This is a genomic window from Emticicia sp. W12TSBA100-4 (assembly GCF_040253585.1).
GTDB lineage: Bacteria > Bacteroidota > Bacteroidia > Cytophagales > Spirosomataceae > Emticicia.
This window is the reverse complement of sequence record NZ_JBELAU010000001.1, coordinates 179,771-201,894: the sequence shown is the minus strand read 5'-3', so window position 1 is coordinate 201,894 and position 22,124 is coordinate 179,771. Positions and strand designations below refer to the sequence as shown.

Annotated in this window: 25 protein-coding genes, 1 pseudogene and 1 riboswitch; of the genes and pseudogenes, 11 read left to right on the top strand and 15 right to left on the bottom strand. The window is 38.1% G+C overall.

Annotated features, from left to right (window positions below; genetic code table 11):
- The first annotated feature begins 167 nt into the window (after positions 1-167).
- The 3 genes from ABR854_RS00950 (at position 168) to ABR854_RS00940 (ending at position 4,154) form a co-directional block, all read left to right on the top strand.
- A complete protein-coding gene (locus ABR854_RS00950; RefSeq protein WP_350263471.1) occupies positions 168-2,663 on the top strand; it encodes a M14 metallopeptidase family protein in 2,496 nt (831 codons plus the stop codon).
- 90 nt (positions 2,664-2,753) lie between these two features.
- Positions 2,754-3,686 carry a sugar phosphate isomerase/epimerase family protein gene (locus ABR854_RS00945; protein WP_350263470.1) on the top strand — a complete coding sequence of 311 codons (933 nt, stop codon included), beginning with the start codon at positions 2,754-2,756 and terminating at the stop codon, positions 3,684-3,686.
- A 105-nt stretch (positions 3,687-3,791) separates the two neighbouring features.
- Positions 3,792-4,154, top strand: coding sequence for a hypothetical protein (locus tag ABR854_RS00940; RefSeq protein WP_350263469.1), 363 nt, complete (start codon positions 3,792-3,794; stop codon positions 4,152-4,154).
- Here ABR854_RS00940 and ABR854_RS00935 read toward each other — a convergent pair.
- The 14 genes and pseudogenes from ABR854_RS00935 to ABR854_RS00870 form a co-directional block, all read right to left on the bottom strand.
- Positions 4,143-4,364 (bottom strand): cysteine-rich CWC family protein, encoded by a 222-nt coding sequence (locus ABR854_RS00935; protein ID WP_350263468.1) that lies wholly within the window; start codon positions 4,362-4,364, stop codon positions 4,143-4,145. The genes ABR854_RS00940 and ABR854_RS00935 overlap by 12 nt on opposite strands.
- Positions 4,361-5,077, bottom strand: a complete 717-nt coding sequence (locus tag ABR854_RS00930; protein WP_350263467.1) for a Dph6-related ATP pyrophosphatase — start codon at positions 5,075-5,077, stop codon at positions 4,361-4,363. Before ABR854_RS00930 ends, ABR854_RS00935 begins: the two co-directional genes overlap by 4 nt.
- A gap of 21 nt (positions 5,078-5,098) precedes the next feature.
- The gene (locus tag ABR854_RS00925; protein ID WP_350263466.1) at positions 5,099-5,599 is read right to left on the bottom strand and encodes a PAS domain-containing protein; all 501 of its coding nucleotides are present in this window, start codon (positions 5,597-5,599) and stop codon (positions 5,099-5,101) included.
- A 55-nt stretch (positions 5,600-5,654) separates the two neighbouring features.
- Positions 5,655-7,943, bottom strand: a complete 2,289-nt coding sequence (gene metE, locus ABR854_RS00920) for a 5-methyltetrahydropteroyltriglutamate--homocysteine S-methyltransferase (protein ID WP_350263465.1) — start codon at positions 7,941-7,943, stop codon at positions 5,655-5,657.
- Positions 7,944-8,101: 158 nt separating this feature from the next.
- Positions 8,102-8,237: riboswitch (cobalamin riboswitch) on the bottom strand.
- 122 nt (positions 8,238-8,359) lie between these two features.
- Positions 8,360-9,262: a hypothetical protein gene (locus ABR854_RS00915; protein WP_350263464.1), complete on the bottom strand. Its 903-nt coding sequence runs from the start codon at positions 9,260-9,262 to the stop codon at positions 8,360-8,362.
- 84 nt (positions 9,263-9,346) lie between these two features.
- The gene (locus tag ABR854_RS00910) at positions 9,347-9,694 is read right to left on the bottom strand and encodes a heavy-metal-associated domain-containing protein (RefSeq protein ID WP_350263463.1); all 348 of its coding nucleotides are present in this window, start codon (positions 9,692-9,694) and stop codon (positions 9,347-9,349) included.
- Between the two features lie 8 nt (positions 9,695-9,702).
- The gene (locus ABR854_RS00905) at positions 9,703-9,957 is read right to left on the bottom strand and encodes a YHS domain-containing protein (protein WP_350263462.1); all 255 of its coding nucleotides are present in this window, start codon (positions 9,955-9,957) and stop codon (positions 9,703-9,705) included.
- A 13-nt stretch (positions 9,958-9,970) separates the two neighbouring features.
- Positions 9,971-10,105, bottom strand: a pseudogene (locus ABR854_RS00900) (PepSY domain-containing protein); the annotation flags it as partial.
- 15 nt (positions 10,106-10,120) lie between these two features.
- Positions 10,121-11,074 (bottom strand): PepSY-associated TM helix domain-containing protein, encoded by a 954-nt coding sequence (locus ABR854_RS00895; RefSeq protein WP_350263461.1) that lies wholly within the window; start codon positions 11,072-11,074, stop codon positions 10,121-10,123.
- Positions 11,075-11,174: 100 nt separating this feature from the next.
- The gene (locus ABR854_RS00890; RefSeq protein ID WP_350263460.1) at positions 11,175-12,218 is read right to left on the bottom strand and encodes a cytochrome-c peroxidase; all 1,044 of its coding nucleotides are present in this window, start codon (positions 12,216-12,218) and stop codon (positions 11,175-11,177) included.
- Positions 12,218-13,021 (bottom strand): MbnP family protein, encoded by an 804-nt coding sequence (locus ABR854_RS00885; RefSeq protein WP_350263459.1) that lies wholly within the window; start codon positions 13,019-13,021, stop codon positions 12,218-12,220. Before ABR854_RS00885 ends, ABR854_RS00890 begins: the two co-directional genes overlap by 1 nt.
- A 225-nt stretch (positions 13,022-13,246) precedes the next feature.
- Positions 13,247-13,654: a hypothetical protein gene (locus ABR854_RS00880; protein WP_350263458.1), complete on the bottom strand. Its 408-nt coding sequence runs from the start codon at positions 13,652-13,654 to the stop codon at positions 13,247-13,249.
- 44 nt (positions 13,655-13,698) lie between these two features.
- Complete coding sequence (locus ABR854_RS00875) at positions 13,699-14,736, bottom strand: SMP-30/gluconolactonase/LRE family protein (RefSeq protein WP_350263457.1); 1,038 nt, start codon at positions 14,734-14,736, stop codon at positions 13,699-13,701.
- A 96-nt stretch (positions 14,737-14,832) separates the two neighbouring features.
- Positions 14,833-15,729 carry a hydroxypyruvate isomerase family protein gene (locus ABR854_RS00870; RefSeq protein ID WP_350263456.1) on the bottom strand — a complete coding sequence of 299 codons (897 nt, stop codon included), beginning with the start codon at positions 15,727-15,729 and terminating at the stop codon, positions 14,833-14,835.
- 203 nt (positions 15,730-15,932) lie between these two features.
- Here ABR854_RS00870 and ABR854_RS00865 point away from each other — a divergent pair, with 203 nt between their 5' ends.
- The 3 genes from ABR854_RS00865 (at position 15,933) to cysM (ending at position 18,325) form a co-directional block, all read left to right on the top strand.
- Complete coding sequence (locus tag ABR854_RS00865) at positions 15,933-16,382, top strand: hypothetical protein (protein WP_350263455.1); 450 nt, start codon at positions 15,933-15,935, stop codon at positions 16,380-16,382.
- A gap of 168 nt (positions 16,383-16,550) precedes the next feature.
- The gene (epsC, locus tag ABR854_RS00860; RefSeq protein ID WP_350263454.1) at positions 16,551-17,360 is read left to right on the top strand and encodes a serine O-acetyltransferase EpsC; all 810 of its coding nucleotides are present in this window, start codon (positions 16,551-16,553) and stop codon (positions 17,358-17,360) included.
- 92 nt (positions 17,361-17,452) lie between these two features.
- Positions 17,453-18,325 (top strand): cysteine synthase CysM, encoded by an 873-nt coding sequence (gene cysM, locus ABR854_RS00855; RefSeq protein WP_350263453.1) that lies wholly within the window; start codon positions 17,453-17,455, stop codon positions 18,323-18,325.
- Between the two features lie 75 nt (positions 18,326-18,400).
- Here cysM and ABR854_RS00850 read toward each other — a convergent pair whose 3' ends face one another.
- Positions 18,401-18,874, bottom strand: coding sequence for a hypothetical protein (locus ABR854_RS00850; RefSeq protein WP_350263452.1), 474 nt, complete (start codon positions 18,872-18,874; stop codon positions 18,401-18,403).
- 205 nt (positions 18,875-19,079) lie between these two features.
- On the opposite strand from ABR854_RS00850, the gene ABR854_RS00845 reads away from it, so the two are divergent.
- The 5 genes from ABR854_RS00845 (at position 19,080) to ABR854_RS00825 (ending at position 22,097) form a co-directional block, all read left to right on the top strand.
- Positions 19,080-19,634: an RNA polymerase sigma factor gene (locus ABR854_RS00845; protein ID WP_350263451.1), complete on the top strand. Its 555-nt coding sequence runs from the start codon at positions 19,080-19,082 to the stop codon at positions 19,632-19,634.
- A 29-nt stretch (positions 19,635-19,663) separates the two neighbouring features.
- Positions 19,664-19,948: a hypothetical protein gene (locus tag ABR854_RS00840; protein WP_350263450.1), complete on the top strand. Its 285-nt coding sequence runs from the start codon at positions 19,664-19,666 to the stop codon at positions 19,946-19,948.
- A gap of 116 nt (positions 19,949-20,064) precedes the next feature.
- Positions 20,065-20,418 carry a hypothetical protein gene (locus ABR854_RS00835; protein WP_350263449.1) on the top strand — a complete coding sequence of 118 codons (354 nt, stop codon included), beginning with the start codon at positions 20,065-20,067 and terminating at the stop codon, positions 20,416-20,418.
- A gap of 77 nt (positions 20,419-20,495) precedes the next feature.
- Positions 20,496-21,047, top strand: a complete 552-nt coding sequence (locus ABR854_RS00830; protein WP_350263448.1) for a GNAT family N-acetyltransferase — start codon at positions 20,496-20,498, stop codon at positions 21,045-21,047.
- 237 nt (positions 21,048-21,284) lie between these two features.
- On the top strand, positions 21,285-22,097 hold the full coding sequence (locus ABR854_RS00825; RefSeq protein ID WP_350263447.1) for a glycogen/starch synthase: 813 nt from the start codon (positions 21,285-21,287) through the stop codon (positions 22,095-22,097).
- The last annotated feature ends 27 nt before the right edge of the window (positions 22,098-22,124 follow it).

Sequence of the window (22,124 nt, the reverse complement as noted above, 5' to 3'; positions counted from 1 at the left end):
AAGAAAAATTCTTGCAAAAGTCATATATAAAAACAAAAACATCATATTTTCAAGGCTAAAAAGAAAATAATCATAATTTTTATGAAATACTTTGCCTGACCTTCGCAAATCATTTTTCTCTTCTCTATCTTTGAAGAATCTTAACACTTCAAAACATTCATTGTCTAATGAGAAAGATTTCTTATTGTTTTTTCTTATTTCTTAGTTTTCTAAACTTATCAGCCCAAACAACCAAAACTCCTGACGAATTTTTGGGGTATAAACTCGGCACAAAATTCAGCTTTCATCACCGCATCGTTGATTATGTGAGATATGTAGCGGCACAAAACCCAACGCAAGTCAAAACCATTGACTATGGAATGACATTTGAAGGTCGCCCGTTGATGGTAGCTATAATCGCTTCTCCAGAAAACTTAGCCAAGATTGAAGAAATTCGTACCAATAACTTGAAAAGTATCGGCCTCATGGAAGGCAAGCCAACGGGCAAAGTTCCTGCCATTGCTTGGTTGAGTTATAATGTACATGGTAATGAAGCCGTAAGTTCAGAAGCTGTTTTGCAGGTTTTATATGAGCTTTTGAATAGAAATAATACAACTACTCAAAACGTATTGAAAAATACAGTTGTAATCCTCGACCCGTGTATCAACCCTGATGGCCGTGACCGATATGCTCAATGGTATAATCGTGTGGCAAATCAAGGCGGAAACCCCGCTCCTTTTGCTATCGAACACCGTGAACCGTGGCCAGGTGGACGTTTCTCGCATTATATTTTCGACCCCAACCGTGACTGGGCTTGGCAAACACAAGAAATTTCGCAACAACGAGTGAAACTTTATAACCAATGGATGCCACATCTGCACGCCGATTTTCACGAAATGGGCTATAATACACCGTATTACTTCCCGCCATCAGCAAAACCTTATCACGAAGATTTGAGCAAATGGCAACGTGAATTTCAACAAACGTTGGGCGAATTCAATAAAAAATATTTCGACAAAAATTACTGGTTATATTTCTCGAAAGAAAACTACGACTTGCTTTATCCAAGCTATGGCGATACTTATCCTTCGTATAACGGAGCAATCGGTATGACTTATGAGCAAGGTGGTGGCGGTGCTGCTGGTTTGGCGATTGCCAAAGAAGATGGCGATACACTTACGCTAACGCAACGTATTTCGCATCATTTTGCTACAAGTATGGGGTCGTTGGAAGCTATTTCGAGTCGTGCTGATAAAACGGTGGATGAATTTACCAAGTTTTTTACCGACAAAACTGCCAATGGTTACGGCACTTACAAATCGTTTGTAATGAAAACCAAAGGTGATGAAGCGAAGGTTCAGGCCTTGACGAGCCTTCTGGATAAACTCCAAATCAATTATGGTTTTGCAGCTAAAGAATCTACGGCAACTGGTTTTGGTTATCAAAGCTTGAAAGACGAGAGCTTCAAAATAGAAACTAATGATTTGATTATCAGCACCTATCAACCAAAAGGAACATTTGTAAAGATTTTGTTTGAACCCAAAACAGCCCTCGAAGACTCGGTAACTTATGACCTCACAACTTGGTCGTTGGCGTATGGTTACGGTTTAAAGGCTTTCGCTACCAAAGAAAAATTAGCAGTAGGTAACTCGCAAATGACAAGCGTTAAACAAGCAAGCATAGAAGGCAAACCTTATGCGTATGTAGCAGCATGGAAATCGTTTGAAGATGTAAAGTTTTTATCGAAAGTTTTGGCAGCGGGCATCAAAGTAAGATTCAACGAAAATCCGTTCGAGATTGACGGTAAAAAATTTGATGCGGGTTCGTTGATTATTACTCGCACCAATAATGAGCGAATGGGAGATAAATTCGATAAAACGATTTTATCAGCCGCTAAAGAATTTAATATCAATCTTTTAGGCACTACTTCAGGCATGGTTATGAGCGGAAATGATTTCGGTTCTGGTTCAGTAAATGTACTTAAAAATCCAAGAGTTGCTTTGATTGCGGGTGATGGTGTAGTTTCAACGGCTTTTGGCGAAGTTTGGCATTTCTTCGAGCAGCAAATCAAATACCCGATTACGGTAATTGAGGGAAGTTCGTTTTCAAGAGTACCACTTGAGCAACTTGATGTAATTGTTTTGGCTGATGGTAGTTATGACCGAATTTTTGGTAATGGCGATGCTTTGAAAAAATGGATTCAAAACGGTGGAAAAGTAATTGCTCTCGAAGGTGCAACTGGCTATTTTGCCGATAAAGATGGGTATGCTTTGAAACGTAAAAAAGATGCTTCAGCAAACGATAAAGCCGAACTCAAAACCTATGGTACTCGTGAGCGTGAGGGAATCATGGAGCAAATTCCAGGAGCTATTTTTAAGGTAGAAATTGACAAAACGCATCCACTCGGCTACGGCACAGATGGTTTTTATTATGCACTCGTGCGTGATGTTTATAACTATGATTACATGAAAGATGGTTGGAATGTAGGGTATATCAAAGAAAACAATCATATAACTGGTTTTGCAGGAAAAATTGCGAAAGAAAAAATGAAAAATACGCTAACTTTCGGTGTGCAAGAAATGGGGCGTGGAAAAATTGTTTACATGGCCGATTCTCCACTTTTCAGAGGTTTTTGGTATTCGGGTAAATTGATTTTTGGTAATGCTCTATTTACTGTGAATTAGACACGAGATGCGAGATTGGAGATACGAGATGAAAAAATCTCAATTCTTGTATCTCCAATCTCGCTTCTCACTTCTCAACTCTATAAAACTATGAACAACACTCGACGCTCGTTTCTGAAAACAGTGCCATTGGCAGGTGCAGCGGCTTTCTCAAGTCCAGTTTTTGCTGAAACACCTCAACCAACTACTAAAACCGCCAGCCGAATAAAACTCAGTGTGTCGAGTTATTCGTATTGGCATTTTAAAGGTGATAAATTCCCGATTGAAAAAGTAATTGACGAAGCAGCAAAACTCGGACTCGACGGCATTGATGTACTTCACCGACAAATGGACGGCGAAGAAAATGCTTATTTGCAGAAACTAAAAAAACACGCTTTCGTAAATGGAATTGCCATGACTTGTTTGTCGATTCACCAAGGTTTTGTTTCGCCCGATAAGGCAGTTTTGAAACAACACATTGACCATACTATTCATTGCCTTGAATTGGCCTACAAAATGGGGATTCCGTGTATGCGTTTGAATACGGGTCGTTGGGGAACTATCAAATCTTTCGATGATTTTATGGCCAAGCGAGGCATCGAACCTGCCATTGAGGGCTACACCGAAGATGAAGCTTTCAAATGGTGCATTGATAGTATTCAGCAGTGCATGAAAAAAGCCGAAGAATGTGGAATTTTGCTGGCTCTCGAAAACCACTGGGGACTTGGCTCAACTCCCGAAGGAATGCTTCGTATCAAAAATGCCATTGATTCGCCGTGGTTGGGGCTATTGATGGACACGGGTAATTTCTTAGAAAATCCTTATGACAAACTGGAGAAAATTGCCCCACAAACCAACTTCGTACAAGCCAAAACTTATTACGGTGGTGGCGAATGGTATTCGCTTGATTTAGATTACAAACGCATTGTTGATATTTTGAAAAAAGTAAATTATCAAGGATATATTTCGATTGAGTTTGAAGGAAAAGAAGACCCTAAATCGGGCGTTCAGAAAAGTGTTGATTTATTGAGAAAATACATATAAAACGATGTCCGATGATGGATATTCGATGTTGGGTGTTTTGATTTTGTAAATAAACCCAAGCCTCGAACATCGAATATCAAACATCAAGCATCCAGCATCAAAATAATGAGTTACAATATTCAAGTTTACACAGCCAAAACAATGTTGGCCGAAATGGAGGCCGAATCGGAGGATTTTTTCGATAATGATAAAAATCTGATTCCTTTCACAGAAAAGCAAATTCAGGTTTTAAAAGAACGTCTTTTAGAACAAAATTTTGAAATATCGAAAGAAGATAAAAAAGGCATTACTTTCAAAAACGATAATTTTGAAGGCATGAGAGCCATTCTGACTTCCAACGCTTTATACTTGCGTTCGAGCTTCGATGATGCTTTTGAAATAGGCATGATGGCGTCTGAATTGGCCGATTCGGGCGAATTTGCCAAATACGACCCTCAAGCTGATGGTTGGGAAGTTTTAGGCGAGTAATTGCTTGGCTTGGTATTCTTGCTGAAGTTCTTTCAAACACGAAAGACACAAACACGCTCCATCAAAATCCCAAACGGTTATTTCTCTGATATACTGCGTTTCATCGAATGTAAGGCGAGTATTTTGGCAGTCGCACCGACTGGCGTTATTTGCCTTACACGTAAAAATATTTCCACAGCGTGGGCAGCTATCGGGTGCGTGTTTGTTCATTTGGGCAATAAATCGGTAAAATAGTAGGTAGAAATGTGTTCGTTTCCGTCAGAATCTTTAAAATTATACGTTTTATCAACGGTTTCGCCAAGTTCAAAACCAATTGTTTGCTTGAAATAAGGTGCTTCGTAAACAAACGTATGAAATTCACCGTTTTCGCCACAGGGGTCTATATTTGCGGGAAGTTCTTTGATAAAGTCTCGGTCGAGGATTTTTCCGCAAAAAGATTTATCCAGTACATTTCCATTGACACTCACTACAATAGTTTTGAAGCCTAAATCCCAAAACTCAGCCAAAAGTTCGAGCGAAGGGCGTTTCCAGATTGGAAAAACACCTCTCATGCCAAGCATAGTCAAACGTTCTTCTCGATGCTGACGCAAATCTTCTAAGAAAATATCTCCAAAAATCGAGTATTCAATACCTTTTTCTACCATTGGCCTAAGCATTGCTGCCATTTGGGCATGGTATTCTTCCATCGAAACAGTTTCTGAAAGGCGAACTTTTACTAATTCCAATCCAATACTTTCAGCTTGTTTGTCGAGCAGTTCTTCACGCACACCGTGCATAGATACACGCCCGAAAGCATCGTTTACCGTTGTTAGCAAACTCTGAACATCATAGTTTTTATCTTTCAAAACATGGTAAAGCGACAAAGCAGAGTCTTTCCCGCCCGACCAATTCATCAATGCTTTTTTCGGTGACTTTGTCTGCATGATTTGTGTATTTTCGTTTACTCAGCAAACCTCTTTTTCAAGTGCTAAAAAATGGGTAAAGTTGCCTGAATCATTCATCAGCGGAAAAATTTCGATGTTGCAATTATAAACTTCTCCGTTTTTTCGATAATTGATAACCTTGGCTTTTAATGACTCAAATTTTTGTAGATTTTCACGAATTTTATTTCTACTTTTTTCATCTGTTTTTTCTCCTTGCAGCATCATCGGCTTATTACCAATCAATTCTTCTTCCGAATATCCTGTTAGTTTCACAAAATTATGACTTATCCAAATGATTTCTCGTTCTAAATTCGTGATAATTATCGAATAGTTTTCAAGCAAAAAATCTCGAAAAGGCAAATCTACCTGCCAAGAAAACTGCTTTTTCAAGGTTTCTATTTTTTTCAAATCTTCGGCAATATCTATTTGCTTTTGCAACAACGGATGAGCAATTCCCCAGCTATGCAAAGGCACATTTGCACCTGTTCTCTTCTGTCGTGATAATCCCGAAACAAAATCCATCTATCTATTTTTTAAAGTTAGGTTTGGCCACCAGTGCAGCCAAACCAGTTGAAATTTAAGCAAATTCAGTCACTCGTTCTCTTACTCGCTGAGCCGCCTCAATCATATTTCTAAGTGCCTGTTCGGTTTCTGGCCATTTACGGGTCTTCAGTCCACAATCGGGGTTCACCCAAAGGTTTTCGGCTGGTAAAACCTCCATCGCTTTTAGCAATAAAACTTCCATTTCTTCTACACTTGGCACCCGTGGACTATGAATATCATATACACCTGGCCCAATTTCGTTAGGATAATTGAATTTAGCAAATGCTTCGAGCAATTCCATTTGCGAGCGAGAGGTTTCAATCGTAATCACATCGGCATCCATTTCGGCAATATTTTCGATAATGTCATTAAATTCAGAATAACACATGTGAGTATGAATCTGAGTTTCGTCTTGCACACCCGAGGCCGAAATTCTGAACGCATCAATGGCATTTTTTAGATACGCTGCTCGTTTGGCTTGACGCAACGGAAGCCCCTCACGCAAAGCAGCTTCATCAATCTGAATGATTTTGATGCCAGCTCTCTCCAAATCAACCACTTCGTCACGAATTGCCCACGCAATCTGCATCATGGTTGTACTACGTGGCTGGTCATCTCGCACAAACGACCATTGCAAAATCGTAATTGGCCCAGTAAGCATTCCTTTCATGGGCTTTTGGGTCAGCGACTGAGCGTATTTGCTCCATTCTACTGTCATTGCAGTTTTTCGTTCGATATCGCCAAAAATGATGGGAGGTTTCACACATCGAGAACCATAACTCTGCACCCAACCATTTTCAGAAAATACAAAACCGCTGAGGAGTTCGCCAAAATATTCGACCATATCATTTCGCTCAAATTCGCCATGAACCAGCACATCGAAGCCTAATTCTTCTTGCCAAGCCACCACTTTTTGTGTGTGCAGTTTAATGAATTCGTTGTATTGAGCAACCGAAATTTCGCCCTTCTTAAATTTTGCTCGAATGGCACGAATTTCGTCAGTTTGTGGAAATGAACCAATGGTTGTAGTCGGAAAAAGCGGTAAACTTAAAATGCTTTTTTGCAAGCGTTGACGCTCCAAAAATGGGCTTTTTCTATCTAAATCACTTGGTTTAACATCGTTTACTCTATTTTTTACGTGTGATTTGTGAATCAAAGTCGAAGTTTGTCGTCGTTGAATTGACGCTTGATTTTTGGTAAGACATTCAATGTTTTGATTAACAACGACTTCATAAATTTCAGTTATTTCGATGAGTTTTTGTTGAGCAAAAGCCAACCAATCTTTTATTTCGGCCGAAATTTTTGTTTCGTTTTCCAAGTTACACGGCGTATGAATAAGTGAACACGATGGAGCAAGCATCACTCTATTTGTACCCAACGTTTTTATTGCTTTTTCAACAATAGGAATAACTTTTTTATAGTCGGTTTTCCAGATATTTCGGCCGTCAATCAAGCCAAGCGATAATGTAAAATCTTTAGGAATTTTGGGTAAAATTTCTTCTAACTGCTCGGGACATCTGACCAAATCAAGGTGCAATGCACAAATCGGAAGATTCAAAGCAGCAAGGATATTCTCCTGCAAGCCATCGAAATAAGTAGCCAATAAAATTTTGAGTGCAGGAAATTCTTTGCGAATGGTTTGATAAACGACTCTTAAAGCATCTTTGGTTTGGTAATTAATATCCAAAGCCAAGAATGGCTCGTCGAACTGAATCCACTCTGCACCTTCGTTAACGAGGCGGGCGACTAAATCACTATAAACTGGCAGAAGTCGGTCGAGCAAAGAGAGTTTATCGAATCCTTCCTCTTTTTCTTTACCAAGCAAAAGATAACTTACGGGCCCAATAATGACTGGTTTTGTAATAATTTCCCCATTTTTTGCTTCTCGAAACTCATTAATTATTTTTTCGGCGTTGAGTTTGAAGGTCTGAAAACGAGTAAATTCTGGTACAATGTAATGATAGTTGGTATCGAACCACTTGGTCATTTCCATTGCTTTGAGGTCGAAACCATTTTGTTGATAGCCTCTGGCCATTGCAAAGTACTGGTCAGCTTCGGGCAAGTGTTTCAGTACTTCAAAACGTTGAGGAATTACTCCAAACATCAAGCTGTGGTCTAAAACGTGGTCATAGAACGAGAAATCATTGCTTGGAATTAGGTCAATGCTCAATTCTCGCTGCAATTTCCAGTTTTCGATTCTGATTTTTTTCCCAACTTCAAGTAATTCTGAAAGAGAACTTTTGCCTGACCAGTAGGATTCACAGGCTTTTTTGAGTTGTCGATGGCTTCCGATGCGTGGGAAACCGAGGTTGTTTTTTAGCATACTGTTAAAGAGTTTGAGTGAAACAAAAGAGTTTTTAGAAAACCATTTGTTCATTTCCTAACGGTATGCTTTCACACTAAGATAGCAAGGAATAGCACTCGTAGCTCATGAGCGTACAAGCGAAATATGCCTGACCAATGCCTTATTCGTGAAAGCATTTTGTCGATACGTAGTTGGCAAGTATCCCGACTTAGAGGTAAAACCCTCAATACGGTTGCACGTCAGCTCGTGATTCTCACACGATTCCTTTTTAATACTACCTCATCAGTAGTAACCAAAAACGCTTTTATTGAAAGAACGCCCAAAGATAATAACGAATTTTATTATTCAGATATATAATCTATAATTTTTAAATAAATTAGAATATTTATCTAAAATATTTACAAATAAAGCAATTTTTATCTACATAAGGATATTTAAAAGCCTACTGTCAGAAAAACCGAAGATTGCGGTCGAGTTTTGAGTTCTCCACCACCTAAGTTTTGAACGAGAGGTTCTTGAAAAGTAAATCCAGCCGTAAACGCTTTGTAATAGGCTTGAACTCCAAGGCTACCGAGCAAAGTATAGCCTCCTGTTTGAGAATTTAGTACGCCATCTTTGCGGTCCTTAAAACCATAATCAATCGTAGAGCCGATATTTGGCATAATAGAAAGATGCCCGAAGTTTTTTGTATAAAAAGCTGTGATGGAAGCACTTAGTCGATTGCCGAATTTATAATACTCATTGCTCTTGGTCGAAATCCTCCCTCCTACTTCGGTGTTTAAACCCAATTTTTTATAACGAACAGTGTGAATGGCACTCAACAAAAAATCAGTACTACCCGTACCCAACTGAAAATTGGGGTTTACGGCTTCGCCACCATAACCATATTCAAACTTGCCAGTTGGGAGTTTTACTCCTCCACCAATCATTAAATTATGGTAGATTCCACTGGTATTAGTCGAATCCAGAAAAGTGTTTAACACATTATAATGAGCCAAAATTGTTGCATCACCCACGCCGTTTTTTCGCTCTTCAGTACCCGAATAAAGCAAGGTTTGTTGGTTATCGTTGTAAGGCAAAAATGCCATTACTTGCAAATTTTTGACGGGATAAAAACGTCCCCAAACTTCGAGTGTTTGGTAATCTTCTTTAGTTTTTAATAATTGGCTATTGAGGTGCGAATCGAAGCTCCGTAAACGATAACGCAGACCTACAAATTGGCTGCCCGAGCGAGGCAAAAGTCCAACAAATGAACTTCCGTTTGCACAACCACACAAATCGCAGGCCGACGCTGATAAACTACTGATTAGTAGCGTTATATATAGTAATTTCTTCATTATGTTTCGTTGCGGCACAAGTTTTCAACTTCTGTGTTTAGAAAATTTTATTACTCAATCACAAGTTAGAAACTTGTGCTACTTTTATTTACAAATAGTTGTGTCCATTAGGCAGCAATCTCGCAGACGTTCTCGTTTATAAATATCGGCTTTCAACTCGTCAGCGTCAAAGCCGATTGAGGCGATGTATTTTTTCAAATTGGCAAGGTTTGTTTTGCTCGAATCAAATTTGATAATAATTTGCTTTTTCTCAACATCAACTATTACGTCTTTCACTCCTTTTTCAAAGACAATATTTCTACCTAAATTGTATTTGCATTTTTCGCATACTCGGTTGGTATTCACAACAGCAGATACAGGCTTATCAAAAACATTTGCACAAATACCTGATAATGAAAATGTTAGCGTAGAAATAAAGTCTTTGCGATTCATAGAACCTCCTATTTTTTGATATACTTATCGGGATTTTTCACAAAACTCTCTTTACAAGATTCGCTACAAAAACCGTATTCTACCTCTTTATGCTTGACCGTTATTTTGCCGCCTTTTTTTACTTTCATATGGCAAACTGGATCTTCGAGTTTGGTTTCTTTTTCAGCAACTTTTTTATCCTTTTGCTTTGGATTTGCTTCTTGAGCCATAAGATTTGAAGAGACAAAAAGCATGAAAACAGACATTATTACTATATTTTTCATAAATCTTATTTGTTTAGATTGTTTTAGATTTTACGAACTTACGCCGCCACCAAAGCATAAAGCCAGTGATAGCCAATAAGCCAGGTGTTAGACCGAGAATTACATAGAGAATCTTCACTGGAATACCACCATAATTGCCTACGTGAAGCGGAAAAAATAGTGCTTATACTTTATCCCAAAAAGCTAAATCACCGAAGCGACTTGTACTTAAAAACTCGCCAGTGTTGGCATCAAATCTTACTACATTTCCACCCGCAAACATCGGATTTTGGTCTTTCAGATTCCCCCGAACGCTGAACTTTTTATCGGGTTGAGTTGGTAAATAGACATAAGACGGCACTAAATCAGGCATTTTTTGTAGGCTTTCGGCATACATTTTATCAAGCGATGCCTTCACCAAAATATTATTCGGTGTCGGAATTGTTTCTTTTTTCCAAGTTTCTGACTCAAAAGCAAATAAATTCATCCAAAAACCTGTAAAAAACACAATCACATTAAGCAAAAGCGACCACACGCCCACTACTCGGTGCAAATCTGAGCTTAACATTCGCCAGTTCTTGGTTTTTATTTTTACTTTGAAAGTCAGCACTTTCCAAATAAATTTTCGGTAAACTATAAAACCAGTAATAATTGAAATGAGCATCGTTAGTCCAAAAATGGCGGTAAGTGCTGCCCCTGGCATTCCGAGGTGAAAAGAAAAATGAAACTGAAAAATCCATTCAATCCAGCCTACTTCCAAATCATCGCTTCGGCCCGAACGCAAAATTTCGCCCGTGTATTGGTTGATGTTTATCGCTCCTAAATCATAAGATTCTAAACGAGCATCATTCAAATACAATCGCAAATGATACGATTGGTCTTTTTCGGCCATTGGGTTTATCCACGCAATTCCGTCTAAGTTTGGGTATTTATTCGTAATGATTTTATATAAACTATCAAGCGGCAAAACATTTGCTTCGGGCTTGACTGTCAATGATTTACGATAAATTAATTCATCCAATTCATCTTGAAAAACCAATACCGAACCACTCAGACCCAACAGGATCAGAAATACTCCTGTGATGAGTCCAAACCAACTGTGGATACTAAAAAGTAGGCGTTTAAATTTATGATTCATATTTTTAGGTCAAAACAATATTAACTTGATTAGTAGCAAAGTAAATCCATTTCTAATTTATTCGATAACACCACAAGTTAGAAACTTGTGCTACTAAACTTTAGGGTGCTGCAAATCTTTTGTTTGTCAAAAACTCATTATCGGTCAAAGTTTTCAAGAAAGCTATCAGCTTTTTCTGTTCATCAGCAGTGATTTGAATACCCAATTTCTGTCCATTTTTGAGCGATGGGTCGAGCGTTGGCACATCCAAAACCGATTCGTTGTAGTGCCTCAGTACTGCTTCGAGCGTATAAAAACGCCCATCGTGCATGTAAGGCCCCGTAATAGCTACATTTCTGAGGCTCGGAACTTTAAACTTATAATTATCTTTTTCGTTTTGGGTGATTCTCGCACGTCCCGTATCTTCGATATTATAAACTGCCAAACCATTATTTCGATAACTTTGGTCGGTAAAAAGTTCACCCGAATGGCACGAAGCACACTTTTGTTTGAAAATCTCCATTCCCGCTAATTCTTCTTCGGTCAAAGTTCCTCCTACTTCTTTTCTGATATATTTATCATAGCGAGAATTAGCCGAAACCAATGAATTCATAAACTGCGAAAGTGCTTTCAAAAAACGTTCAGTTGTAATTTCTTTACTTCCGTAGGCTTTCTGAAAAAGAGTAGCGTATTTCTCTTTTTTACGTAATTTTTCGAGTACATTTCCCAATTTTTCATCCATTTCTACTGGATTTCCTATCGGTGCAATCGAAAATAGGTCTAAATCAAACACGCCTCCATCCCAGAAAAATTCTTTCTGAAAAGCCATGTTCTGAATCGGTGGTGCATTTCGTATACCTCTCAAATTATCAATTCCGTGACTCACATCATGTCCATGATGCGTAAAGCCCGATGCTTGACTATGGCATTCGGCACAAGAAATTGTTCCATCTCTCGATAAATCACCCTCGTAAAATAATTCTCTCCCTAATTCAAAACCACTCTGAGTAATTGGATTTTTTGCAAAATCATAGACAGGCTTTGGGAAATTGGCAGGAACAGCAAATGGTTGGTCAGGTGTAATATCTTGGGAGTTGTCGCTGTTACACGCAACTCCCAGATAAACAACACTACTAACTACCATAGTTAGGATTTTTAATTTCATTAATGGTCGTTATGAACGTGGTCAACGATGAAACTTTGAGCATAGTTTTCGGCAATAACACCACCCGCCGCAGGAGCATGAATCATATACGAAGTAGCTATGCTAATTTTATTTTTTGCACTAAATACCTTAGTTACATCATTGATGATATGAATAGCAGGAGCAATATCTTTTCTTACCGTAGCAGCTTCTCCGAATGTAAAATTGAGCGTTTTAAGGTTATTTGGAGTTTTGGCTGTGCGACCACCAAATCCTCCAATATGGAATTGGTATTCAGTCATTCCCATCATGTTTGCAGGAATTGCAGGCGAAGTACCTTCCATTTTGAAGAAAATATAGCCTGAGTTCCACGACCAATACATATTATCTGAACCATAAGAGGCAGGGTCGAGTACACCCGTGCGTTGGGCTACATCAGAGATAGATTTCAAGCTATCAACACCGATTGTGTAAGTGAGACCCGTATAGTTTGCAGCAGGCACATCTTTCAAAGTGATGTTCAAAGAACTGGCTTCTGATTGACGTACCAAGAAATATTGGTCAGGGAATTTTACAACTTCACCATTTTCTTTTTTCAGAGCAATATTCGATACAAAATAGTTGAGTTTTGTAACTGTAAATTCTTCACCAGCAGCGTTTTTAGCTTTGGTTGCACCCAAAACAAGCTTTTGGTCGCCAATGCGATTATCAAACTCTAAAGTCACCGAATTTTTATCATTTGGCCCGATTTCTTCTTCTTTTTGGCAAGAAATAATGGCTACAGTTGCGAAGATTGCTAAGAATAATTTAGATATATTTTTCATTTTTTAGATATAATTAAACATAAAATGATAAGCATCTGCGGTTTGTCCACAGAAGTTTGAGCGATTGACTATAAGAAACTTACAGGCAAACACCGAGAAGAAGGAACTCGCCAGAATTCCGTAAAAAAGTATTAAAAAATTAATTAAACATAAGAAAACGCATACACAAGCACGCAAAGTCAGCTAATAACTTTGGTAGTTGGATGCAAAACAAAGAAAGAAAAATCAGCCCAAACAGGGTGGACGAAAAAGAGAAGTAGTGAGCGTAGAATAGTGGCTCGTCTTGTAAGAAAAATTGTTTTGAACAGTGAAAGTTACACTTTCAAAATTCTGCGAAAACACGAAGTTTTCGTGGTGAAAAGTTTCTTCGAGTAGCTTCTTGAAACTTTGCTCTTGGCGGTCGGCTTCTTTGCTGGCTTTGTCTTCGGCTACTTTATGGAGTTGTTTGGCCAAATAACATTTACCATTACATTGTAGCTCTGGCTTAAAGCGATTTTCGCAGAGATTTTTGATGATGTAATCTTTATTCAATTCAAAATCAAGATAAACCACAGGCACTACCAGTATGCGAACACTGGTAAGCAGAAGCAGAAAAACTGCTAAGCCTCGTTTACTGTTTGAGATTAAATTCATGCTGCAAAGCTAAAGTACGATTTTTGCGAAACCAATGATTATCATCATTTTTTTAACGTACAAAGCAGCACTTTATTTCCAAACACTGTGCCTATCAGTAGTTTATCGCCAAGAACAGCCCCCACACTCGACCCCGAAACAGGTGTTCCATCGTTGAGATAAATGCTGTCGAGCGTATAATATTCTTTGGATTGGTAGATAATTTTAATGATTTCAGACGGTGAAGGCTTGCTTCGGTCTTTTGAATGAGCCAAGTAAGAAAGCAATTTTGGATGACAGCCTACCCAAAGATTTCCGTATTCATCAACCTCAATATTATCGGCACCGTTGATGGTAATTGAATCAAATTCTGTGAGTTTTCCTGTGTTGGTATCTCGATTAAAAACTTTTATCTTATGGCCAGTAGTAGCCGATGCAAAAAGCAATTTCCCATCAAGGCTTACGTTGATACCGTTGGCATATAAAAATCCATCGGCCACTAAAGTCGCTTTTTGACCATCGTAATAGCAAATATTTCCCATCGGAATTTGTAATAAATCTTTTTTGCTTCGCCAATCCGATGGCTCTTCGTCGTGGTCGTTAGTCAAGTAAAACGTATGTTCACCCACCGCCACAATATCATTCGGACTCACAAACAACGAACTCGTAATGCTTTCGAGATGCACAAGCGTGGAATCTGTAAAATCAAAAACTTCGACATAATCTTTTGTTTTTCGGTGATTGATTACAAAAAGTCTTTTTGCACCATCAAGTGTGCGATACAAACTAATGCCGTGCGGATGAAAATCAAACGTAATGTTTTCGGTCAGTTTGATTGGTTTAGGTGAATTTTCTTTGGTGTTTAACAAGAAAATTGCCCCATTTTTTGAGTTATCACTAAAATTATTCGATGAAATAAGAGCAAGTCCAGTAGCTTTATCGAATGTGATGTCTTCTGCTCCGCCAAAACCATCAATCTCGGTTACAGAACCATTGAAATGAGGATTAATGGCGGTAAAAACGCCAGCATTGTAGAGCGTTTTTCCTATAAAAACAATGATAATTGCAACAATTCCGAGAGATATTTTAAGCCAAAGTTTCATAATTAAGTGTTTTTAACAATCTTGTGGTATCTTAATATTTGAAGATACAAGACACCACATTTTTCATAATGTTGCTTTTTCTAAAGTAGGTTTAGCCTAAATATCACAAATATTTACGCCTTGTTTCAAAGAAGCCAATTTATCGGCACGAGCAGGAATAAATTCTTGTGCCACAAAGCCCTTGAAGCCCGTTTGGGCAATGGCACTCATAATGGCAGGATAATAAATTTCTTGGGTTTCGTCAATCTCGTGGCGGCCTGGCACTCCACCTGTATGATAATGTGCGATATATTTATGGTTTTCACGAATGCGGCGAATGATGTCACCCTCCATGATTTGCATGTGATAAATATCGTAGAGCAATTTAAAATTATCTGAATCTATACTTTTGCAAAGTTCAACGCCCCAATCAGTGTGGTCGCACATATAATCGGCATGGTCAACTCGGCTATTGAGCAGTTCCATTACGATTGTCACCTTTTTCTTTTCGGCATATCGCATGATTTTTTTCAGTCCTTTCGCACAGTTTTTTAAGCCATCTTCATCGTCGAGTTTTCGTTCACGATTTCCCGAAAAACATATCAAATTCGTGAATCCTGCTTTCGATGTTTCATCAATCAAATATTTATACCATTCTTCGAGTCCATCGTGGTTTTCTTTTTTGTTCCAGCCTTTTGTTATCCCATAATCCTTACCGATTCCCGACACCATCGCACAAGTAAGGTCATGTTTCTTGACGGTTTGAAACTCATCAACATTCAATAATTCGATTGATTGCAAACCTATCGTTTTAGCGGCTCGACAAAGTGAATCAAGGTCGATTGAGTCATAGCACCAACGGCAAACAGAGTGATTAATGCGGCCTTTGAGTGCAGCTCCCATGATAGTATCGGCAGCTTCGAGGCGAGAAGCAACTGCTCCAGTGAGGGCTACGGCGGCAGCTCCTTCTACAATTTTTTTCATAGCTTTTCGGCGAGAATTGTTGTTTTCCATCAAAATAATTATTCTTCCCGTGTGGGTCTTTTTGTGAAGTTTAATAGAAGGGCAATTTAAAGTAAAAAAATTGATTATGAACAATTTACAATCAAATTAACACCAAAATATAATAAAAATCATAGTTTGGCGTATTTGGATATGAATGTTTATAAAGCGTAAATTTCGGACACATCACCCAAAACAATTTAGCACAAAAAAGAATGAAAAACACCGCAAAAATTTTGGTTTTATTTTTGGTTGCCCTCGTTATGAGTTCATGTTTCAAAAAACTGAAAGACGACTTAACGCCATCGGGTTCGGCCACTTTAATTGCTAATGGTACAAATGTCAGTTTAGGCACACCAACTGCCGTAACGCTACTCGGAGTCGTGACGATTGAAGCCAATAAAGATAAAAGTGGCTATACAATTTTACTAAATAAGTCAGATATTAAAGAAGGAAAAACCTATGATTTGAAAAGTTCGACAGGTGTATTTACATTTCAACATGACGGCACTTTTTATTCGCCAAGTACTGGAACGTTGGAAATAACAAAGTTTACAGATAATAAAATTGTGGAAGGAAAATTTAGTTTTGAAGGAAACGCCGTAGGAAGTACCAGCAAAAAAATGACCGCCAATGGCACCTTTAGTGTCAATATAATTTTGTAAAATAGCATTTTTGATTCGTGAAAGACACTGCCCAGCCGTTGCAGTGTCTTTTGTTTTTCGCAAATTTATATATCAAAAAGCAACTTTCGTCAAATAAATTTGTTGGGGTGTTGAACGGTGGTATAATTTTAGGTGTTATCTTTCTGACAATTTTTAAAGACGAGTCTCATGAACAAAGAGTTTTTCCAACATATCTTCGACAAACATCAGCAAGCCGAACCCGTACCTCCTACCAAAGAGATTGCCGCATGGGCATTACGCATTATTCGGTTGTTGTTTCCTGAGCAAACAAAAGAGTATTTCCGCTCAGAAGAAGAAATTGAGATTCAATTTAAAAACCTCGAATTGGAATTAAGAAATATTCTGATTTCGACTTATCAATGTAAAAGTTGTAATCCAGAAAACGAAGCGAACACATTTTTTGAGCGTATTCCCGAAGTTTATCGACTCTTAAAAACTGATATTAAAGCAATTATCGAAGGTGACCCAGCAGCAAAAAGCGAATTTGAAGTCGTAAGAGCATACCCAGGTTTTTATGCTATTACATTTTATAGAATCGCCCACGAATTACACAAATTAGAGATTCCGCTCCTACCCAGAATCTTGACGGAATATGCTCACTCGAAAACAGGAATTGACATTCACCCTGCCGCTCAAATCGACGAATATTTTTTCATCGACCACGGCACAGGCATTGTTATTGGTGAAAGTTGCGTTATCGGTAAACACGTAAAGCTTTATCAAGGTGTTACGCTTGGAGCGTTGAGCGTTGAAAAAACTTTGGCCAATACCAAACGCCACCCAACAGTAGAAAACAACGTAGTAATTTATTCGGGAGCAACAATTTTAGGCGGAAACACCATCATTGGCGAACATTCAATCATCGGTGGAAACGTTTGGCTCACTAAGTCTGTACCTTCGTACTCAACAGTTTATCACAAACCCGAAATAAAAGTTGTTGAAAGAGTAATGGAATAAATTTCAGTCAACAGTTTTCAGTCAACACTCCACTGTTATTGAGACTGAGGTTTCACATTACTAATTATTCATTTTACATTCTCCATTAAAAAATGGCAACAATAATCGACCTTGTAGGAAATACTCCTCTTGTTGAATTAACTAAACTCAATCCGAATCCCAACGTAAAGATTTACGGCAAACTCGAAGGCAATAATCCTGCGGGAAGTGTAAAAGACCGCCCTGCTTTAAATATGATTCGGAGTGCGGTTGAGCGTGGCGATATTAAACACGGTATGAAACTCATCGAAGCCACGAGCGGAAATACAGGAATTGCCTTGGCAATGATTGCTCGACTGTTTGATTTAGAAATTGAACTCGTAATGCCCGCAAACTCTACTCGTGAGCGAACGCTTACGATGGAAGCCTTCGGGGCAAAGGTTATTTTGCTCGAAAACATAGAAAAATGCCGAGATTATGCCGAAGAACAAGCGGCAACTGGCAACTATTTCATGCTCGACCAATTTGCTAATCCTGACAATTACTTAGCTCATTATAAAACCACTGGCCCCGAAATTTGGCGAGATACCGACCAAAAAGTAACGCATTTTGTGAGTTCGATGGGAACAACTGGTACAATTATGGGAACTTCGATGTTTTTGAAAGAAGTAAATCCAGCCATTCAAATTGTGGGCTGTCAGCCAACTGAAGGTTCGTCGATTCCAGGCATTAGACGCTGGCCTGCGGCATATCTCCCCAAAATATTTGATGCAAGCCGAGTTGATAGAGTAATGGATATAGCAGAAGCCGAAGCAACTGAGATGGCACAAAAATTGGCCAAAACCGAAGGGATTTTTTCAGGAATGAGTTCGGGCGGTGCAGCCTCAGCAGCCATCAGATTAGCCCAAGAATTAGAATCAGGCGTAATTGTATTCATCTGCTGCGACCGAGGCGATAGATATTTATCGAGTAATTTGTTTGGATGATTTTTTGTTAGATATGAATTATGAGATATGAGTTATAAAAAACTTCATATCTCATAATTCATCAATCATATCTATTTACTGACATTTTACTTTCACCAAAGTCTCCGAAACCGTAGCTTTTGCTGGGTCTTTCATTTTCAGTTTACCGCTTTTGTCTTCCTTCAATTCACCGCTCATTACGAGTAGCTTATCGCCTTCCATTCTCAAAATTCTCTCCTCTACTTGGTTACTGCCTTCTATCACATAATCATAATCAACAATTAAGTCATTACCTACTTTTTTACCTTTTAGGGTGCCTGTTGCACTATCTTTTTCCCACAAAAGCTCACTCATTTCTCCCGTTACCGAGTCGCCTTTCATTACTAATTTTACTGATGTTAGGTCTTTCTTAAATCTAAATTCGTAGCAAACAGTTTCTTCTGCAACAGTAGCTGTTGCGGTGGCAACGGTATCGGCACTGACAGTAGTTGAGTCCGTACTGGCAGTTTCTGTTTTCTTCGATTGGCAAGCAGCCAACGCCATAAATAATAGAAAGTAAACTTTTTTCATGATTTGTCTTTATTGAAGGGTTGATACTATATTTCTACAAAAATAAAGTTTTTATTAATTGAAAAAGAGTTCAATAAGTTTTTTTATGGAATGGTTTTAAGTGTTTTTTTTACCTTTTATCAGCTTAATTCACCAATCTTCACTAAATTTTAATTAAATGTATCTTCAAGCGTCTTCAAATCAAACAGCGAATGTTTGATACTTAATGAACACTACCGAACAAAATAAACAAATTCAGAAAACCGTCAGCGGCGAACGTCAGCGACTGTTGGGCTTCATCCGACAGCGGGTACCCTCGCTACACGATGCCGAAGATGTGTTGCAGGAAGTTTTTTATGAGTTGGTAGAAATGTACAGATTAACCAAACCTATCGACCAAACGGTGGCTTGGATGTTTACGGTGGCTCGCAATAAAATTAATGATTTTTATCGCAGAAAAAAAGTAGATGCACTCGAAGAGTTGACGAGTAGCCCCAACGATGAAGATGAAAAACTATCTTTATTTGATATGCTTCCAGATGGCTCAAATCAAGACCCAATGATGCAGGAAACTATCTTAGAGGCACTTTCTGAAGCACTCGAAGAGCTACCTGCTCACCAAAGATTAGTCTTTGAATTGCACGAATTGGAGGATAAATCATTCAAAGAAATTTCAGAAATAACGGGCGTAAAAGTAAGTGTTTTGGTTTCGGAAAAACGTCAAGCGATTTTGTTTTTAAGAGATAAATTACGGTATCTGTACGAAGATTTATTTGAGTAAAATTTAACACAAAATTAAGATAAAAGAAAATGACAGCATTATGGATTTTAGGTGGAATCGCTATCGGAGTGATAGCCATTTCCACAATGAGTTTGGTAGTTATGTATTTGTGGAATTGGTTAGCACCAAGCGTTTTCAAATTGCCAACGATTAAGTTTAAGCACGCTCTGGGTTTACTGGTTTTGAGTAAACTACTCTTCGGAGGTTTTGGAGGTTGGCACGGTGGACATCGTGGTTTTCATCAAGGAATGAAGCATGAACAATGCAAAGAATGGAAAATGAATTCCGACAAAAAAGAGTCAATTATTAAGTAAATGGCAACATGCAATAGTCCACAGCCGACAATAAAATAAGCATTTAGCTATCAATATTTTATCAAAAAAACAACTGCTGGACTTGACTAATTATTAATTAAAAAACATTAAAGAAAATGAGAAAGTTTTGGTTTTTGAAAGGTTTTGCCATAGTGGCAGCATTTATTTTTATAGGTGGATTTGCGGTCATGAGTTTATGGAATTGGCTGATTCCGAGTATTTTCGGACTGGTCACAATCACTTGGGTACAAGCTTTGGGATTATTGGTTTTGTCTAAAATCCTATTTGGTGGTTTCCGTGGTGGTGGTGGCTGGGGAGGTGGCTGTGGTGGAAATCGTCACCACTTTTGGAAACAAAAAATGGCTGAACGTATGGCCAACATGACTCCCGAAGAAAAAGAACATTTCAGAGCAAAAATGAAAAATCGTTGGGGTAAATGGGCAGAGAAAAGTGAAGAGAATAAAGATTGATTTTTCAGAAAATAAGGTTCTAAATGTTTTGTAATTTTGCATCATTATTAAAGATTTTGTAAACAAAATCTTTAATAATGATGCAATTTGTTTTTAACAAGACATTTCCGATTAAAATGATTAGTAAAGCTACAATACAAGACGTTCCCGAATTAAATATATTGATAAACTCTGCTTACAGAGGTGAATCATCTAAAAAAGGTTGGACAACCGAGGAACACTTGCTTGGTGGAATCAGAACTGACGAAGCGAATCTTAGCGAACTACTTCAGAAAGAAGATGTAACCATTTTAAAATACACCGAAAATAATCAACTTATTGGTTCGGTATATCTCGAAAAGCAAGTTGATAAATTATACCTTGGCATGCTCACTGTTTCTCCCGAATTGCAAGGTGGAGGCGTAGGCAAGAAACTCATGCAAGCAGCCGAAGATTATGCCCGAAAAGCTCGTCTCAGCAAAATCTCTATGACTGTCATTTCTGTACGTAGTGAATTAATAGCCTATTACGAAAGAAGAGGTTATAAAAGTACTGGTGAAACAAAGCCTTTCCCGATGACAGACCCCAAATTTGGGTTACCTAAACAGTTTTTAGAATTTATTATCATGGAAAAAGTAATATCTGAATAATCGGTGTAATTGTTAGTTTTACGAGCCAATTACTGTTTTTTTTCTCGTGAAAACCCATTCAAAAACTACCTCAAATTCATCGACTTCCAAAAAAATCTATGCTTTTTTTCCGAATAACTGCAATTTTTTAGCCCCTAACTATTGTTTTTCAAAGATTATTGTACAAATTGTCAGTTTTTTTCGTATCTTTGCATACTTTTTTGGAAGACACCTCCCACTAATCAATATATTTAAGATATGCGTAAACTTCGTATTCTGTACGTAGCAAGTGAGATAAATCCCTTCCTGCAAGTTTCAGAAGTAGCTGAATTTCTTCGTAAACTGCCGCAAGCCATGCAAGAAAAAGGCATGGAAATCAGAATTTTAATTCCACGCTTTGGGTCTATCAATGAGCGTAAAAACCGCCTTCATGAAGTTGTACGTCTATCGGGTATTAATATTACCGTGGGAGACGATGAAAAACCTCTGATTATCAAGGTCGCTTCTATTCCAACTGCAAAATTGCAAGTTTATTTTTTAGACAATGAAGACTATTTCAATAGAAAATACGTTTTCTTAGATAAAGAAGGAAGTTTCTATGACGACAATGATGAAAGAACCATTTTCTTTTGCAAAGGAGTACTCGAAACAGTAAAAAAACTCGGTTGGGCACCTGATATTGTACACTGCACTGATTGGATGACATCGTTGATTCCGTTGTATTTAAAAACAACTTATAAAAACGACCCTGTTTTCAAAGACACAAAATCGGTTTTCACTGTCTATAACAACACATTTGAGCATAAATTTGATGAAGACATTATCGAAAAAGCCAAGTCAATGGATGTTTCAGATGAAAATTTATCCAACTTACGTTCGGCCGATTTTGAAGGATTTATAAAAATAGGTTGCCAATATGCAGATGCAATTGTGAGAGCCAACGAGGAATCGAATGAAAAATTAAGTAAACTTTTGAATGAAATTGCAGCAAACACAATCGAAGCAAGCATCGAAGATGACAATGTTACGGAAACGTATTTTAACCTTTACACAGAACTTGTTCCTGAATAATATTTGGAAAGATGTAAAGACTTTACA

Coding starts and splice junctions, on each gene's coding strand:
- ABR854_RS00915 (WP_350263464.1), bottom strand. CDS start 9,262: ATGAAGAAATTACTATATATAACGCTACTAATCAGTAGTTTATCAGCG.
- ABR854_RS00910 (WP_350263463.1), bottom strand. CDS start 9,694: ATGAATCGCAAAGACTTTATTTCTACGCTAACATTTTCATTATCAGGT.
- ABR854_RS00950 (WP_350263471.1), top strand. CDS start 168: ATGAGAAAGATTTCTTATTGTTTTTTCTTATTTCTTAGTTTTCTAAAC.
- ABR854_RS00940 (WP_350263469.1), top strand. CDS start 3,792: ATGAGTTACAATATTCAAGTTTACACAGCCAAAACAATGTTGGCCGAA.
- epsC (WP_350263454.1), top strand. CDS start 16,551: ATGAACAAAGAGTTTTTCCAACATATCTTCGACAAACATCAGCAAGCC.
- ABR854_RS00865 (WP_350263455.1), top strand. CDS start 15,933: ATGAAAAACACCGCAAAAATTTTGGTTTTATTTTTGGTTGCCCTCGTT.
- ABR854_RS00870 (WP_350263456.1), bottom strand. CDS start 15,729: ATGGAAAACAACAATTCTCGCCGAAAAGCTATGAAAAAAATTGTAGAA.
- ABR854_RS00945 (WP_350263470.1), top strand. CDS start 2,754: ATGAACAACACTCGACGCTCGTTTCTGAAAACAGTGCCATTGGCAGGT.
- ABR854_RS00840 (WP_350263450.1), top strand. CDS start 19,664: ATGACAGCATTATGGATTTTAGGTGGAATCGCTATCGGAGTGATAGCC.
- ABR854_RS00930 (WP_350263467.1), bottom strand. CDS start 5,077: ATGCAGACAAAGTCACCGAAAAAAGCATTGATGAATTGGTCGGGCGGG.
- ABR854_RS00850 (WP_350263452.1), bottom strand. CDS start 18,874: ATGAAAAAAGTTTACTTTCTATTATTTATGGCGTTGGCTGCTTGCCAA.
- cysM (WP_350263453.1), top strand. CDS start 17,453: ATGGCAACAATAATCGACCTTGTAGGAAATACTCCTCTTGTTGAATTA.
- ABR854_RS00830 (WP_350263448.1), top strand. CDS start 20,496: ATGATGCAATTTGTTTTTAACAAGACATTTCCGATTAAAATGATTAGT.
- ABR854_RS00925 (WP_350263466.1), bottom strand. CDS start 5,599: ATGGATTTTGTTTCGGGATTATCACGACAGAAGAGAACAGGTGCAAAT.
- metE (WP_350263465.1), bottom strand. CDS start 7,943: ATGCTAAAAAACAACCTCGGTTTCCCACGCATCGGAAGCCATCGACAA.
- ABR854_RS00845 (WP_350263451.1), top strand. CDS start 19,080: ATGAACACTACCGAACAAAATAAACAAATTCAGAAAACCGTCAGCGGC.
- ABR854_RS00895 (WP_350263461.1), bottom strand. CDS start 11,074: ATGAATCATAAATTTAAACGCCTACTTTTTAGTATCCACAGTTGGTTT.
- ABR854_RS00825 (WP_350263447.1), top strand. CDS start 21,285: ATGCGTAAACTTCGTATTCTGTACGTAGCAAGTGAGATAAATCCCTTC.
- ABR854_RS00835 (WP_350263449.1), top strand. CDS start 20,065: ATGAGAAAGTTTTGGTTTTTGAAAGGTTTTGCCATAGTGGCAGCATTT.
- ABR854_RS00880 (WP_350263458.1), bottom strand. CDS start 13,654: ATGAATTTAATCTCAAACAGTAAACGAGGCTTAGCAGTTTTTCTGCTT.
- ABR854_RS00875 (WP_350263457.1), bottom strand. CDS start 14,736: ATGAAACTTTGGCTTAAAATATCTCTCGGAATTGTTGCAATTATCATT.
- ABR854_RS00905 (WP_350263462.1), bottom strand. CDS start 9,957: ATGAAAAATATAGTAATAATGTCTGTTTTCATGCTTTTTGTCTCTTCA.
- ABR854_RS00885 (WP_350263459.1), bottom strand. CDS start 13,021: ATGAAAAATATATCTAAATTATTCTTAGCAATCTTCGCAACTGTAGCC.
- ABR854_RS00890 (WP_350263460.1), bottom strand. CDS start 12,218: ATGAAATTAAAAATCCTAACTATGGTAGTTAGTAGTGTTGTTTATCTG.
- ABR854_RS00935 (WP_350263468.1), bottom strand. CDS start 4,364: ATGAACAAACACGCACCCGATAGCTGCCCACGCTGTGGAAATATTTTT.